This is a genomic window from Peribacillus sp. TE19612 (genome assembly GCF_056279465.1).
On the sequence record NZ_JBWCCL010000013.1, the window covers coordinates 84,525 to 98,793 of the forward strand.

The 14,269-nt window shown below is 40.8% G+C and carries 16 protein-coding genes and 3 pseudogenes; 16 read left to right on the plus strand and 3 right to left on the minus strand.

What is annotated here, in order from left to right:
- The first annotated feature begins 22 nt into the window (after window positions 1–22).
- The 6 genes from ACZ9AO_RS21040 (at window position 23) to modA (ending at window position 5,867) form a co-directional block, all read left to right on the plus strand.
- Complete coding sequence (locus ACZ9AO_RS21040) at window positions 23–184, plus strand: hypothetical protein (protein WP_251543008.1); 162 nt, start codon at window positions 23–25, stop codon at window positions 182–184.
- A gap of 45 nt (window positions 185–229) precedes the next feature.
- The gene (gene bioB, locus ACZ9AO_RS21045; protein ID WP_048686316.1) at window positions 230–1,195 is read left to right on the plus strand and encodes a biotin synthase BioB; all 966 of its coding nucleotides are present in this window, start codon (window positions 230–232) and stop codon (window positions 1,193–1,195) included.
- A gap of 1,163 nt (window positions 1,196–2,358) precedes the next feature.
- Complete coding sequence (locus tag ACZ9AO_RS21050; RefSeq protein ID WP_251543472.1) at window positions 2,359–3,057, plus strand: polysaccharide deacetylase family protein; 699 nt, start codon at window positions 2,359–2,361, stop codon at window positions 3,055–3,057.
- Between the two features lie 17 nt (window positions 3,058–3,074).
- The gene (locus ACZ9AO_RS21055; RefSeq protein ID WP_476110216.1) at window positions 3,075–3,674 is read left to right on the plus strand and encodes a DedA family protein; all 600 of its coding nucleotides are present in this window, start codon (window positions 3,075–3,077) and stop codon (window positions 3,672–3,674) included.
- Window positions 3,675–3,806: 132 nt separating this feature from the next.
- On the plus strand, window positions 3,807–4,973 hold the full coding sequence (locus ACZ9AO_RS21060) for an MGDG synthase family glycosyltransferase (RefSeq protein WP_476110218.1): 1,167 nt from the start codon (window positions 3,807–3,809) through the stop codon (window positions 4,971–4,973).
- 102 nt (window positions 4,974–5,075) lie between these two features.
- Window positions 5,076–5,867: a molybdate ABC transporter substrate-binding protein gene (gene modA / locus ACZ9AO_RS21065; RefSeq protein ID WP_375541215.1), complete on the plus strand. Its 792-nt coding sequence runs from the start codon at window positions 5,076–5,078 to the stop codon at window positions 5,865–5,867.
- Between the two features lie 483 nt (window positions 5,868–6,350).
- Here the strand turns inward: modA and ACZ9AO_RS21070 are convergent, their stop codons facing one another.
- On the minus strand, window positions 6,351–6,845 hold the full coding sequence (locus tag ACZ9AO_RS21070; protein ID WP_476110220.1) for a VanZ family protein: 495 nt from the start codon (window positions 6,843–6,845) through the stop codon (window positions 6,351–6,353).
- A 117-nt stretch (window positions 6,846–6,962) separates the two neighbouring features.
- On the opposite strand from ACZ9AO_RS21070, the gene ACZ9AO_RS21075 reads away from it, so the two are divergent.
- The 3 genes and pseudogenes from ACZ9AO_RS21075 (at window position 6,963) to ACZ9AO_RS21085 (ending at window position 8,380) form a co-directional block, all read left to right on the plus strand.
- Window positions 6,963–7,334, plus strand: coding sequence for a hypothetical protein (locus ACZ9AO_RS21075; RefSeq protein WP_318292531.1), 372 nt, complete (start codon window positions 6,963–6,965; stop codon window positions 7,332–7,334).
- Window positions 7,331–7,831, plus strand: a complete 501-nt coding sequence (locus ACZ9AO_RS21080) for a hypothetical protein (RefSeq protein ID WP_476110222.1) — start codon at window positions 7,331–7,333, stop codon at window positions 7,829–7,831. The genes ACZ9AO_RS21075 and ACZ9AO_RS21080 overlap by 4 nt, the downstream gene beginning before the upstream one ends.
- A gap of 39 nt (window positions 7,832–7,870) precedes the next feature.
- Window positions 7,871–8,380: pseudogene (locus tag ACZ9AO_RS21085) on the plus strand (GrpB family protein).
- Window positions 8,381–8,454: 74 nt separating this feature from the next.
- Here the strand turns inward: ACZ9AO_RS21085 and ACZ9AO_RS21090 are convergent.
- Both ACZ9AO_RS21090 and ACZ9AO_RS21095 read right to left on the minus strand, forming a co-directional pair.
- Window positions 8,455–9,462 carry a LacI family DNA-binding transcriptional regulator gene (locus ACZ9AO_RS21090; protein ID WP_476110224.1) on the minus strand — a complete coding sequence of 336 codons (1,008 nt, stop codon included), beginning with the start codon at window positions 9,460–9,462 and terminating at the stop codon, window positions 8,455–8,457.
- Between the two features lie 184 nt (window positions 9,463–9,646).
- Window positions 9,647–10,087, minus strand: a pseudogene (locus ACZ9AO_RS21095) (SDR family oxidoreductase); the annotation flags it as partial.
- A 79-nt stretch (window positions 10,088–10,166) separates the two neighbouring features.
- On the opposite strand from ACZ9AO_RS21095, the gene ACZ9AO_RS21100 reads away from it, so the two are divergent.
- From ACZ9AO_RS21100 to ACZ9AO_RS21130, 7 genes and pseudogenes are all read left to right on the plus strand, one after another.
- Complete coding sequence (locus ACZ9AO_RS21100; protein WP_476110226.1) at window positions 10,167–10,706, plus strand: GrpB family protein; 540 nt, start codon at window positions 10,167–10,169, stop codon at window positions 10,704–10,706.
- Window positions 10,693–10,973, plus strand: a pseudogene (locus ACZ9AO_RS21105) (DUF4937 domain-containing protein). Before ACZ9AO_RS21100 ends, ACZ9AO_RS21105 begins: the two are co-directional and overlap by 14 nt.
- 47 nt (window positions 10,974–11,020) lie before the next feature.
- On the plus strand, window positions 11,021–11,302 hold the full coding sequence (locus tag ACZ9AO_RS21110) for a hypothetical protein (RefSeq protein WP_476110228.1): 282 nt from the start codon (window positions 11,021–11,023) through the stop codon (window positions 11,300–11,302).
- Between the two features lie 107 nt (window positions 11,303–11,409).
- Window positions 11,410–12,165 (plus strand): AAA family ATPase, encoded by a 756-nt coding sequence (locus ACZ9AO_RS21115; protein WP_476110230.1) that lies wholly within the window; start codon window positions 11,410–11,412, stop codon window positions 12,163–12,165.
- A gap of 192 nt (window positions 12,166–12,357) precedes the next feature.
- The gene (locus ACZ9AO_RS21120; RefSeq protein WP_476110232.1) at window positions 12,358–12,738 is read left to right on the plus strand and encodes a GntR family transcriptional regulator; all 381 of its coding nucleotides are present in this window, start codon (window positions 12,358–12,360) and stop codon (window positions 12,736–12,738) included.
- Window positions 12,735–13,421 carry an ABC transporter ATP-binding protein gene (locus ACZ9AO_RS21125; RefSeq protein WP_251543405.1) on the plus strand — a complete coding sequence of 229 codons (687 nt, stop codon included), beginning with the start codon at window positions 12,735–12,737 and terminating at the stop codon, window positions 13,419–13,421. Before ACZ9AO_RS21120 ends, ACZ9AO_RS21125 begins: the two co-directional genes overlap by 4 nt.
- Window positions 13,418–14,245 carry a hypothetical protein gene (locus ACZ9AO_RS21130; protein WP_251543407.1) on the plus strand — a complete coding sequence of 276 codons (828 nt, stop codon included), beginning with the start codon at window positions 13,418–13,420 and terminating at the stop codon, window positions 14,243–14,245. The genes ACZ9AO_RS21125 and ACZ9AO_RS21130 overlap by 4 nt, the downstream gene beginning before the upstream one ends.
- The last annotated feature ends 24 nt before the right edge of the window (window positions 14,246–14,269 follow it).

Genomic DNA, 14,269 nt, shown 5'->3' on the forward strand with positions numbered 1-14,269 from the left:
CCCATTGAGGCTGATGGTGCACATGCAACCGGTTGGTTGGAGGGAAAAGTGGTTCAGGGAAACTCGCGGCTGGAGCAGCAGGCTGCAGGAAGCAGGTCTATTACTGGATATCTTCCGTTTTATGTGCGGAGAACCGGAACAGGATATGTTCCTTTTCAAGGAATGGCGATTCGGCACACAATAAAAGAAAAGAGGGATAGGTTTGGAAACATTGGTAAGGGATTGGAAGATGTTAGCGGAGAACGTTATCAAAGGATATAAAGTGACGGAGGAAGAGGCATTATCCATCGTCCAAGCCCCAGACGAAGAGGTTTTGGAAATTCTGAATGCAGCCTATCTCATACGTAAACATCATTATGGGAAAAAGGTAAAATTGAATATGATCATCAATACGAAATCAGGATTATGTCCCGAGGATTGCGGCTACTGCTCGCAGTCGATCGTGTCGGAAGCCCCAATCGATAAATATGCTTGGCTGACTAAAGAAAAGATTGTCGAGGGAGCGCAAGAATCCATTCGCCGGAAAGCGGGTACTTATTGCATCGTTGCTTCTGGCCGTCGTCCGACCAACAGGGAAATCGATCATGTCATTGATGCGGTAAAAGAAATCCGCGAAACGACGGATCTTAAAATCTGCTGCTGTTTAGGTTTCCTGAATGAGGAACATGCCGGTAAACTAGCGGAAGCAGGCGTTCATCGCTATAACCACAACTTGAATACATCACAGGAAAACTACAGTAAAATTACATCGACACATACATATGAAGACCGGGTAGATACAGTGGAAGCTGTGAAAGAAGCCGGAATGTCCCCATGCTCTGGAGCCATTTTCGGAATGGGCGAATCTGAGGCGGAAGCGGTGGAAATCGCTCTATCCTTACGCAGCCTTGATGCAGATTCCATTCCTTGTAATTTTCTCAATGCAATTGACGGAACACCGCTTGAGGGAACTTCCGAGCTGACCCCCACTAAATGCCTGAAATTGATTTCGATGATGAGATTCGTTAATCCGAGTAAGGAAATCCGACTGGCCGGCGGGCGGGAGGTCAATCTCCGTTCCATGCAGCCCATGGCACTTTATGCAGCCAATTCCATCTTCGTCGGCGACTATTTAACGACAGCTGGTCAAGAACCCACAGCGGATTGGGGAATCATTGAAGACCTGGGATTTGAAATTGAAGAATGTGCCCTTTAAATGATAAAGAAGATTATTGAGAGAAACTAAAAAAACACCCTTAGGGTGTTTTTTTTTCAGTTTGTCGACTAAAGGGGTGGTTTGGTCCCACCTCGAACCATAATCTTAAACATAACTAGTTTATCCTTCAGAGTTTTTTACAGTAATCCTTAAAGGATGGAAGAAATTTGCGGGACTCCTGCCGAATAACTGGCTAGCCGAGCCCCCGCAGGCGCTTGCGCCGAGGAGGCTTGGCAGACAGTCTGCGGAAAGGGAGCGGATTTCCGAAAGTGGGTATGTGTAATGATTTCCACTCCAGGCACTCGCTTTCCGCGGGCGGTCCGGGGAGCCTCCTCGGCGTTCGCCTGCGGGGTCTCCCTTGGCCACGCTTTTCCCGCAGGAGTCTCGTACCTTACGTTCCAATCAGCTGAAACTTCTTTTTTTAGAGATATTGTAGGGAAACTGGCTCTTCTTCTCCAATTCGTCTACAGTCTGGCGGTTCCATCAATTTTCCGGCAAAAGGAGTTTCGAATTGCTCTGGCCCCGAACCATAATCTTAAACAAGACTAGTTTATCCTTCATGTTTTTTTACAGTACCCCTTAATGGACGGAAGAAATGAGCGAGGCTCCTGCCGAATAACTGGGTAGCCGAGCCCCCGCAGGCGCTTGTGCCGAGGAGGCTCGGCAGGCAGTCGGCGGAAAGGGAGCGGATTTCTGGAGTCAACTGGAATGTAATTTCAGGAAAAGACTGAAGGCTCGGACACATCCCGAAGCAAGTTTATGATAGGGGATCCTTCATGTTTTTACAGTAATCCTAAAAGGATGGAAGAAATTTGCGAGACTCCTGCCGAATAACTGGCTAGCCGAGACCCCACAGGCGCTTGCGCCGAGGAGGCTTGGCAGACAGTCGGCGGAAAGGGAGCGGATTTCTGGAATCAACTGCAACATCTTTTAAATAAAAAAATGCAGACATTGCTGTAATAGAACTAATGTCCTTCAACTTTTACAAAAATAAAAAAATAATGATAAGTGAAAATAATGAAAAAAAAATGCTAAATTGTAAGGAGAGGTTTTATAATGAATTACCTGAATACAATAACATTTGCTGCATTGTAGTAAATGATTATGATATAGGGAAAGGATCAGTATTGGTAATATCAATAATGAGAGGATAGTTTTGTGTGATGCATATATGGCTGATTAGTTTTATTATTTTATTATTGCTATTAATATTTTATACTATTATCCCAACGGTGCTAATTCGTGTATGCAGCCTGGGAATAACCAAAAAAATCAATTCGAATAATGGGATTGCGCTAACCTTCGATGATGGCCCAAACCCTGAATATACGATAAAATTACTTGATCTTTTAAAGGAATATGAGATAAAGGCCACATTTTTTGTTGTGGGCAGTAAAGTGAAAAGTAATCCTGGGATTATTAAAAGAATGCATGAAGAGGGACATACGATAGGTATCCATCATTTTCATCATGTTTCAAGTTGGATCCTATCACCAATTCATCTGCGAAAACAGTTGGAAATGACTGAAAAGGCGATAACGGAATGCACGAATGAAAAGGTGATATTTTATAGACCGCCATGGGGCCATTTCAATATGTTTACCCCACTGTTCAGTAGGAAATATAAAGTAATTATGTGGTCCGGCATCTTTGGGGATTGGAAAGTCGAAAATTGTAAAAATACTCTGCTTGATCAGCTTCGAAGCACTTCGACAGAAGGTTCCATCCTATTGCTTCATGACTGTGGCGAAACCTTGGGTGCGGATAAAGAGGCGCCAGGCTATATGATTGAAATGTTAAAAATTTACCTGCAGGAGAGTAAGGAAAAAGGAACACACTTTATTTCTTTAAAAGACTTATAACTAATTCTGGGGGTATTATGGATATAGATACGCTTTTACATTTTATTGATTCATATGGATACATGATCATTTTTCTTTTTTTATTCTTCGGCATTGTGGGCGTGCCTGCTCCAGAAGAATCACTTCTATTTCTTATTGGGGTGCTGGTTGTCCAAGGTAAGCTCTCTATGGGTTTAGCTATGCTGTGTGCAATTCTCGGCGCCTTTATCGGAATGCTTGCAGCTTATGCATGCGGAAAATATGTGGGGTATCCATTTATAAATAAATATGGAAGATTCATTGGGATTACGGCTGAACGCTGGGAGAAAGCAAAGAAAAACTATACGGATAATGCACGAAAAACCTTAGTATTGGGATTTTATATTCCGGGGATGAGGCAAATAAGTCCATATTTTGCAGGAATCTCTTCTATACCCTTTCGGAAATACTTCCTCTTTTCCCTATTAGGCACTATAATATGGACCGTCCCTTTTATAGTGGCCGGTTATTATGTGGGGGATGCTTTTAATGTTAATCCCAAATATGTTCCATATTTAGGTGTTGTATTTTTAGTTATTTTTGTCCTATATGTTACTATCAAATACATTAAAAAGAGAAAACAAAGATCCAAAAGTTGAGTCGGCTCCTTATTATAAAACGTCGGAAATAAAAAATCGATTTAAGGAATGTGTTCAACGATATTGTAAGAGGAAGATATCATGAACTATATATTTTGTATTTTCAGAATGATTTCTTAGGAGATGACACATATGAAGAAGATTTTGTTTTTACCTCTCTTTCGAATGCAGTCGGGACATCATCAAGTTGCAGAGGCATTGATGGATATGTTAAAAAAGCATTCAAATGGGATTACTTATAAAAAAATCGATCTAATCAGTTATACCAATACCTCTCTAGAAAAATTCATTGCAAATAGTTATCTGACATGGATCCGTTATGCTCCGGAAACCTATAATCTTGCCTATAAGAATCTGTTTTATGTTCACTCGCCAAAGGAAAGTGTATGTAAATGGTATCAGCAATTATTCATGAATAAGATGGAACGATTGATAGCGGAAGAAAAGCCTGATTTAATTGTTTGTACACACGGTTTCCCTTCATATCTTTTGAGTCAGTTAAAGATGAAAGGGAAGTGCAGCACACCGGTAATAAACGTGTACACGGACTTTTTTATTAATAATGTGTGGGGAAGCGAAGGGATAGATGCCCATTTTCTTCCTAGTCAAGAAGTGAAAGAAAAGCTGATGAGTAAGCGTCAAATACCAAAACAAACGATGATGGTCACTGGAATTCCCGTGCACGAGGAAATTACAAAAAAATCCCGTGTCCAAAGAAACACAGAACGGCCAAAAATTTTGATATCCGGAGGAAATAGCGGTCTGGGAGGGATTTTGAACTTAGGTGATGAGTTAAAGAATTCAACTGACTTTGATTATTTAGTTCTTTGCGGAAATAACAACAAGCTTTATGAAGAAATCAATACATGGAACTTACCTCATATCAAACCATTGCCCTATATCTCATCAAGGGCAGAAATGAATAAGCTTTATGAAGAAGTGGACGCAATCGTTACGAAACCGGGCGGTGTCACGATCAGTGAATCATTGCGAAAAAGGCTTCCGATTTTTGTTCATTCCAGACTTCCGGGGCAGGAGGAAATCAATCTGCAGTATCTAAAACAGCAAGGCCTTGTATTTAAACTTAATCAGAAAACGCCTTTTGAAAAACAATTGCTGAGTATATTGAAGGATCAGAAAAAAATGAAAAAATGGAACACATCCATAGAGTCCTATCATAAGGAAATAGAGTTGGAGAAACCTGAGGGAATAGTGGAGGTCATGAAATTGATCCTTAATCTCAATCAAAATGGTACGCCTTCCTATCTAGCCCGACAGCCCAAACTTCTTTATAGCTAAATGCTTGGTGTTCCCGCTGGTGAACCTAAAAGGAAGAATGAATACGGAAGGCTGCTGGATTAGTAGCCATCCTATAATGAAAGGCCGGAAGGAAGAGTGACTTTGAAAAAAACAAACCTTATGATTTTTTTGATGATGATGCTTGTGATGGCGGGTGCAGGGTGTTCAAGTGATGAAACGGAAATGAAGGCGCAAGCCGGAGGAGAAGTTGAATTGACGGTTTCCGCAGCTGTAAGTTTGCAAGATGCCTTGAATGATATAAAGAAGTCTTTTGAAAAAGAGAATGCAAATGTGGAAGTTCATTATAACTTTGGAGCCTCTGGAGCTCTTCAGCAACAGATATCCCAAGGTGCACCTGTTGACCTGTTTTTCTCAGCAGCAGAAGATAAATTTGATAAATTAGTAGAGGAAGATCTTATTGAAGAGAAGAATGGAATCGATTTAGTCGGCAATGACCTGGTGCTGGTGGTGCCAAAGGATTCCAAAAAGGAAATCGGATCACTGGAAGACCTCACAAAGGCCGCTAAAATTTCGATTGGCACTCCAGAGTCTGTACCGGCAGGGCAATATGCGAAACAAACTTTGGAAAACATGAACCTTTTCAAAGAGATTGAAAATCGATTGGTATATGCCAAGGATGTCCGGCAAGTGCTTACATATGTGGAAACGGGAAATGTGGACGCAGGCCTCGTTTATAAAACGGATGCGCTCAACTCATCAAAAGTTGAAATCATTGCAGCAGCCCAGGGAGATTTACATGATCCGATCATATATCCCGTGGGAATGATCAATAACCTGGATCATGCCAAGGAAGCCAAGCTATTCTATGACTATCTCCAAACGGAAGCCTCCATGAAAATCTTTGAAAAATACGGATTTAAGAATTTGAAATAACCGCCAATCCGGTGGCCTCAGTTTGTACACAAAAGGGGTTCGGAAAATATATCTTTCATCAAATGAAGTTCCCAAGCTAACAACCTCAACTCATCAGGTATGGTTTCTAACTAAATGTTATAACAAAGTTGATTGGAGAGAAAGGTGCGAGACTCCTGCGGGAAAAGCGTGTCTAGGGAGACCCCGCAGGCGCAAGCCGAGGAGGCTCCCTGACCGCCCGCGGAAAGCGAGTGCCTGTAGCGGAAATCGACGTTCATTGTACAAGCAATAAAAAAATGTAGGCAAACCCGATTTGTTCGAATTTGTCTACAAACTCCAACCACCAATCTGGTGGTCTTTTTTTATTCATCCGCAGTAATATTAGGTATATTTTCCTTTATATTGAAACCTCTTCTGGCTTTATACGTAAGAATAAGGACATGCATGTATTCGTCTTTCAATCGCTGCGTAAAGAGGTTTTTGTGACAAAAGAAGGACAGCAAATTACTGTCCTTTGGTTTGACTGCGAATGGTACCATTCTTTTTGAACACGATGTAAAACAGTTTAATAGGCAGGTATCCTATAACCCCGCCGAGAGTATTCAGGATCAAATCATCGGTATCAAAACTTCCTAATTCAAATAAAAGCTGAAGAATCTCATAGGTGAAACTAAGACAGAATGTTGCAATCAAGATCGATTTGAGTTGGGAAAACCTTTTTGATAGTAAGGGAAGCATCAAGCCGAACGGTACAAAGCCGATGATATTTCCCGCTATATTTTCAATCCGGATCGATGGGTTAACATCCGCTAAGAACAGGTAATGGGCAATGGTTTTAAAAGGGATGAAGTTATGGGACCCCCAATAGCGGCCATGGGAAAAACTAATATGACCATTCATTTCGGTTATCGAGAAGGTTTTAAATAAAATGAGCTTTGTAAGGAGTAATAGATATAGAACCATAAATAACGATAATACTATTTTTACAAAAATTTTCATGATACAACTCCAATATTAAAGTGGGAAATATTTATCATTTTATCATAAATGGTATATGATGAGTTTAATGTAATAATTTACTATATTTTAGTTCGGATTACCAAGGAGGGGTAAACAGTGGAGGAAGCAATAATTGATTTTGTCATTGCGGTCATATTAATTATTGGTTTCGCATACGGTCTCATTAGGCAATTTAGACATTGTGTCAGTATCAGGAAGGGAAATAAGTCGGAGTATGTACATTACAAGAGGGCATTGATTGGAAACTATCTGGTTTGCCTATCCTATTCAGGGTTTCTATTTTCTTATATTTTGAATTCATTATTGGCATCCCGTATTATACAGGCTTCATTTATTACAAGTGATAATACTAGTTTTTGTAGTTTCAGTTTTCTTGCCATTCTATTAATCGCCAAATTTGGGATTATTCCTAAGGAAAATGAACAAGTTGGATTACAAGAATACATAGTTGAGAAAGAGGAAATATGAAGAAAATTTCGCTTATCATATTAATCGCATGTATTTCGATCACCTTTCTATTGAATGTTGCCATGCCTGAATTTGCTGGCAAAATGAAACATAATATAAGTTCGATGAATATCCTTTATTCATACAGTGTCACAAAAACATTCTCGGAACAAACCCATGATACGATCGAAATGGCATCCGTTCCTTCAGGGAAAACAGAGACCGGGGTTGCCGATTTCCGAAGTGATGTTAAGCTTGAAGGCACGCCGCTGAATATTAAAAGTGTAGTGAAAGAGCACTTGAATAAACCTCAAGTGTATAAAACTAAAGAAAAGTTAACCGGGCCCGAAAAAGGGTTTTCATCCCGGACATATCATCTTACCAAAAATTATGATAAAGGAAGATATACAGTCATCCGAACGAATAAAATAACGGGAGAAGAAAAGGTGTATGCCGGAACTTACTATGAGCCGAGCAGCCAAGATCCTTTCGTAAAATGGTCACGTGATGAAAAATGATGGCTGACTATACGATTTCATGTAAAGTTGAGTGAATATATGGAAAAAACAGTGAAGATCGAGGAATATAACCCTGATTGGGTCGGTGAATTTCAACAGGAAAAAGCGAGGATAATGGAGGTTTTAAAGAACGATTCCCTTTGTGTCGAGCATATTGGAAGTACATCCGTCATGGGGTTGGGGGCAAAACCGATTTTGGACATCATGGCTGGCGTCCAACATTTAGCTGAAGTTGACATGTTCATTGAACCGTTGAAATCGATTGGGTATGAATTTGTCCCGCATAAGGAGTTTCCCGAAAGGCGTTTCTTTAGAAAAGGCCAATAGAGAGCGGGGACACACCATTTGCATATCTATAGATTCGGAAGTGAACAGTGGAAGAATCAACTTTCATTCAGGGACTATTTAAGAAGTCATCCTGACGTACGGAAACAATACCAGCAATTAAAAATGTCCTTAGCAGAAAAGCATCCTGCAGATATAGTGGGGTACACAAAAGCGAAAGCGCCATTTATCTTAAATGTCATGGAATCAGCAAAAGGCGGTTGACTTCCAAGGTGAAGTTTTGAATTACTTGAAAAATGGTAACGGCAGTGGTTTAAACTGCCGTTTTTGTATGACAATTAGCATGAACTTCGAACGATGAGTTCTGGGGCAAACCGATAAGTAATGTACGGGGCCTGATCCGAATTGGTTATCCGGTTCAATAGTAACTCAGCTGTTTTAATTCCCATTTGCTGTATGGGCTGTCCAATTGTCGTGATGGATGGTTCATAAAACTCCGTATAAGCGACATCATCAATGCTGACAATCGCCACTTCCCCGGGAATTGAGATTTTTTGCTTTTTCAAATAGCTAAGGATTTCACGTAATACTAAATCATTTCCTGCCACAATGGCTGTCGGTGGTTTTTCTGCATCGAATATCCGGGCCAGTTTTTCTTGAATTTGGTTTCTGGGTAAAGAATGAATATCATCCTCCCTTACTTCCAAATTATGAGATGCCATCGCTTTTTTAAATCCTTCGATCCTCTCCAACCTTGGTGTGATCGGGATATCAATCGGTAAGGTTAAAAATGCAATGTTTTCGTGTCCTTTTTCAGCCAGCATGGAAACGGCTAAAAAGATTGCAGCATGATTATCTAAAAGAACGGAATCGGAAGTTACGCCATCAACTAATCGATCGACGAATACCATTGGAATGGAATGATCGATCAAGTAATTATAGACTTTAAAATCATTTCCTACCGGAAAGATGATGATTCCATCCACTTGAGTAGAAACGAGCAAATCAAGGTATTCTTTTTCTTTCTCTGGGTCATCGGCAGAGTCACATATGAATACTTTCATGCTGTGCTGCTGAAGCTGTTCTTCTACGGTACGAATGATTTCAGTGGATAAAGTATGTAAAATATTAGCTACGAGTATGCCAATGACTTTTGTTTTTTTCACTTTTAAATTCCGGGCATTATCATTGGGACGAAAGTCAAGTTCTTGGATGACTTGCTCGATTCTGTCCTTTGTTTCAGCACTCATATAACGAAAACGCTGGTTAATATATTGAGAAACCGTACTTTTGGAAACACCGGCCTTCTCAGCAACATCTGATATGGTAGTTTTCTTTTTTTTCATGATGTTCTCCTAAAGGATATTATTTCTTGAACTAGAACGGGATACCTTCATCATAACAAAGGAGCATGACGATTCCAACGCCAGTTAGCTGATTTTGTTAAACATTGGATGTAAGAAACACCCTAAGCACTTTGGCTAAGGGTGTTAACCTTAAACTATTGATTTACATATCATAATCAGCGGATTAACGAACGAGCCAGCCTCCATCAACAGCGAGGATATGGCCATTCATATAGTCAGAGGCCTTGCTGGCAAGAAAAACGACAGTTCCCATGACATCAAAGGGTGTTCCCCATTTTTCAGCCGGAATCCTTGAGAGAATATCTTTGTTTCTTGACTCATCTGCACGAAGCGCGGCAGTATTGGCCGTTTCAATATAACCTGGGGCAATCGCGTTTATTTGAATGTTTTTAGACGCCAATTCATTAGCGAAGGCTTTAGTCAGCCCGGCAACGCCATGTTTACTCGCAGTATATGCGGGTACGAACTTGCCTCCTTGGAAGGTGAGCATCGAAGTGATATTTATGATTTTCCCGCTGCCTTGTTCAACATTTTCTTTGGCAACGAGCTGACTGAGAAAATACAAGGAATTAAGGTTAATGTCCATTACTGCATTCCAATCCTCGTCATGCATGCACATTGGTGTTAAAATAAGGAAATAGTAAAACGGAATGTAAACGCCAATTCCTATCAAGGAGGCTTTCATGAGAAAGGTCGAGGTCGTACCATATAAGAGAGAATGGTCCAAGCTATTTCATGATGAATGCCAAAAATTACAGGATATTTTCGGGCCTGAAATGATGAATGTATACCATATTGGCAGTACGGCCATCCCGGCCATCCATGCCAAGCCTGTAATAGATATTTTGGCAGTGGTGAAAGATGTGGAATGTGTGGCTGACTTTAATAAAGAGATGGAAGAGATGGGGTATGATGCCAGGGGCGAGAACGGAATCGTCGGACGACGGTTTTTTCGTAAAGGCGGGGATGAGAGGACGCACCATATTCACATGTTCCAAAAAGGACATGAAGAAATAGCCCGACACCTCGCTTTTCGGGATTATTTGCGGGCACACCCTGATGAAGCACAAGAGTATAGTAGGCTGAAGCAGCGCTTGGCAGAGGAATTCCCAGATGATATTAAAGGATATGTAAACGGGAAAAATGATCTTATCAAAAAGGTCGATGAAAAAGCGAAACATTGGGCGAAGCGTGGGGATCATCATGCTAATGAAGTGGATTAAATGCCAAGTGAATGAGGAAAACAAGCGTTCATTTTCAAAAGCACAATTGGGATGGGGACAGTTGCGCCATTGTGCTGGCTTCATCGGTCAAATTGGAGGGTGAATAGAAATGAACCCTGTGAAGCAGGCATTCTCTCCGTTTGGAAAGATCTCCTTTGTTATCGACGTTTCATGCAGCATCAGCATGATGAAATTTTCGCCAAGAGTGACCAGGGAAGTACGTATACAAATATTTCTGTCGATATATTCGAGAGGTATCCAATATAGGAACAACGGACATTACGGGTTTTGTTGATAAGGGAAAATTACTTCGAGTGGCTGAATGTTCTGTTGAAAATGTTAAACGAGCCCGTTTTGAGCAGGTGCTAAAAGACGCAGGGAACAGGGGGATGATACCGGGTAAGCTGTCAGGCGCATTCGGTAAAAGGCAAAACGGCAGATATCTGGCCGCATCATTATGGGACAATGAAGATTCACATCAACGGTATGCGGATAAGGAATTGCCTGCACTGATAAACGAATCGGGAGTGAAAGATTCAACCCAGCGCATTTCAGTAAGTTTAATTGAATTGCATCCAAAGTGGGCGGTCATTTAGAATTAAACATTATCAATCTATCAATTTGAACAATCAATGGCGTATTGGATTGTTGCAGTCTTAATGGAATGGCTCTAAGAACATATTCTGCAGAAGGGTGATAACAAATGAAACTAGATTATGATTCACAGTATATCAGGGGCATCTACCTCAATAGAGACCGAATATCTTCGTATGACCATTTCCCTCTTGATCTTCCGGTTATCAGGCACCTTCAGGAAGTTGCTTTTCATCCCAGTGTTACCTATGTCATCGGGGAAAATGGAATGGGGAAGTCCACCTTGCTTGAAGGTATTGCGATTGCGTATGGCTTCAATCCAGAAGGAGGAACGTTGAATTTCAATTTTTCCAATTATGATTCACATTCCAATTTGGACGAATACCTCCGTTTGAAAAAAGGCGTATACAAACCGAAGGATCATTTCTTCTTTAGGGCGGAAACCTTTTATAATTTAGCTACGAATATAGAGGAATTGGACAGGGAGTCATCGTTTGGGTCGAAAATCATCGATTCCTTCGGTGGAAAATCGCTGCACCAGCAATCTCATGGGGAATCGTTTTTTTCTGCTTTTGCAGAACGATTTCAAGGCGATGGATTGTATATCCTCGATGAGCCTGAAGCTGCTTTGTCCCCATTGAGACAAATATCGATGCTGGCCAGGATAAATGAGCTTGTTCAACAAGGATCCCAATTCATCATTTCCACCCATTCCCCGATCATCATGGCCTATCCGGATGCTAAAATCCTCCAAATTTCAGATGAGGGAATGAGTGAGGTGACGTTAGAGGAGTCCAATCACTATTTGTTAATGAAACAGTTTTTTGAAGATAAAGATCGGCTGCTTCATCATCTATTTCAATGAGATTTTAGCATCTCCTTGAAAGGCAACTAAGGAAAAACCCCGTCTGCACTGCGCATACGGGGTTTTCATTTTTTTGGAATGCCTTGTTGACAGCTTAGGTGTATTACGGGTATAGTACTTCTATAAGGTGTATGAACCACTTAGTACATACACGCATATCAGGCTTTTTTTAATAAATAGGGGGTGGTTTTAATGAACGTAAATACCCGGGAACCGGTATATCTGCAAGTCGTTAGGCATTTTAAAGAACAAATAGCCATTGGTAATTTCGTGGCGGGGCAGGAAATTCCCTCCCGAAGAGAACTGGCGGCTTCACTCAATATAAATCCAAATACCGCTCAAAAAGCGTATAAAGAAATGGAGGAACAGGGCTTGATTCATACAGAACGAAATTTCCCCAGTCAAATCACGACGAATGAAACGATTTTACAGGCTGTAAGGCAGGAATTGATTTTGGCAGCCGTCGATACGTTTGTCGATGCGATTCGTCCGATTAATGTACCGGTTGATGAACTGCTTCGTGTGGTTAAAGAAAAATACTCGGAAGAAATAAGGGAGGGGGAAGAACAATGATAGAAGTAAAAAAGATCTCCAAGAATTATGGACGGAAAAAGATCTTGGATGAGGTTTCATTTACAGCCAATAAAGGCGAAGTCACTTGTCTGATCGGGATAAATGGTGTCGGTAAAACGACTACACTCAAAGCGATTATGGGCTTGACGCCATATAAAGGTGAAATCCTGATCGATGATCAAAAGATGACAAAGGACAGTTATGAAAAAATCACCTTCATTCCGGACGCACCGACCATGCTTCCGCAAATGACCATTAAACAGGCCATGGTTTTCATGTCGGATTTCTATACGTCCTGGAATCCGGAAAGAGCTAACCAACTAATGGGATTTTTCAAGCTTAAAGAGGAGAATCGCATTTCGGAATTGTCAAAAGGGAATACAGCTAAGCTCAACCTGATGCTTGGATTGTCCCTTGACGTCGATTATGTACTGATGGACGAACCATTTTCGGGAATCGATATGTTTAGCCGCGAGCAAATTGCCGATGTCTTTGCGAGCCACCTGATTGAAGATAGAGGAGTCATCATCACGACCCATGAAATCGGTGATATTGAACATTTGATCGATAAGGTCATTTTATTGGATAACGGTACAGTGCTTAAAGAGTTCAATACAGAAGAAATGCGTGAAGAGGAAGGGAAATCGGTAGTCGATGTAATGAGAGAGGTGTATCAATCATGATGCGATATATAAAACTAGTGAACTTTGAAATCAACCGTTTCAGTAAAATCTATCTTAGCTTATTGTTGATCACCTTGGTTTCGCAATTTGCCGGCGTGATCATCGTAACGAAGAGCCTTCTTAATGATGCCAGGGATATCATGAAAGAAGAAAGACTATCTGAAGCCGCTTATATTACCAATTATGGAGGCATTGATTTTAGCCATATTGCCCATACCCTCTTGTTTGTAGGACCGATAGCGCTGAGTGCGGTTGCCCTTATTTTTTACATTTTCCTTATTTGGTATCGTGATTGGTTTGGAAAGAATACGTTCATTTATCGTCTATTGATGTTACCGACATCCAGATTATCGATCTACCTTTCAAAAGCTACGGCCATCTTCCTGATGGTATTAGGGTTGATTGCTTTCCAAATCATCATTTTACCTATGGAAAATGCCCTATTTAATTCGAATGTGCCGGAAGCGCTCTTGCATGAAATTTCAACTTACGGCATTACGAAACTCATTCCGATTTTGTCATTGATCATCCCAAGCACGTTCACGCAATTCCTGCTTTCCTATGGCATAGGTCTTATGATCATGTCGATATTATTCACGGCGATCATGTTTGAAAGAAGTTTCCGCATAAAAGGAATCATAATGGGCTTGTTATATTGCGGAATCGCTGCTGTGTTGTTTTTAGCCCCAGTTTTAATGGAAATCGGGAATTTCTATTTCTATCCTAATGAATTATTTGGCCTGATGCTCGCAATAGGGATCATTTTGACAGGATTATCGGTTTGGCTTGGTGCTTGGTTATTGAAAAATCGCGTTACCGTATAACAACTTAAAAGGAGAGTGAACAAG

Coding starts and splice junctions, on each gene's coding strand:
- ACZ9AO_RS21055 (WP_476110216.1), top strand. CDS start 3,075: ATGGATATAGATACGCTTTTACATTTTATTGATTCATATGGATACATG.
- ACZ9AO_RS21080 (WP_476110222.1), top strand. CDS start 7,331: ATGAAGAAAATTTCGCTTATCATATTAATCGCATGTATTTCGATCACC.
- bioB (WP_048686316.1), top strand. CDS start 230: ATGTTAGCGGAGAACGTTATCAAAGGATATAAAGTGACGGAGGAAGAG.
- ACZ9AO_RS21120 (WP_476110232.1), top strand. CDS start 12,358: ATGAACGTAAATACCCGGGAACCGGTATATCTGCAAGTCGTTAGGCAT.
- ACZ9AO_RS21100 (WP_476110226.1), top strand. CDS start 10,167: ATGAGAAAGGTCGAGGTCGTACCATATAAGAGAGAATGGTCCAAGCTA.
- ACZ9AO_RS21050 (WP_251543472.1), top strand. CDS start 2,359: ATGCATATATGGCTGATTAGTTTTATTATTTTATTATTGCTATTAATA.
- ACZ9AO_RS21060 (WP_476110218.1), top strand. CDS start 3,807: ATGAAGAAGATTTTGTTTTTACCTCTCTTTCGAATGCAGTCGGGACAT.
- ACZ9AO_RS21115 (WP_476110230.1), top strand. CDS start 11,410: ATGAAACTAGATTATGATTCACAGTATATCAGGGGCATCTACCTCAAT.
- ACZ9AO_RS21090 (WP_476110224.1), bottom strand. CDS start 9,462: ATGAAAAAAAAGAAAACTACCATATCAGATGTTGCTGAGAAGGCCGGT.
- ACZ9AO_RS21040 (WP_251543008.1), top strand. CDS start 23: ATGCAACCGGTTGGTTGGAGGGAAAAGTGGTTCAGGGAAACTCGCGGC.
- ACZ9AO_RS21070 (WP_476110220.1), bottom strand. CDS start 6,845: ATGAAAATTTTTGTAAAAATAGTATTATCGTTATTTATGGTTCTATAT.
- ACZ9AO_RS21125 (WP_251543405.1), top strand. CDS start 12,735: ATGATAGAAGTAAAAAAGATCTCCAAGAATTATGGACGGAAAAAGATC.
- ACZ9AO_RS21130 (WP_251543407.1), top strand. CDS start 13,418: ATGATGCGATATATAAAACTAGTGAACTTTGAAATCAACCGTTTCAGT.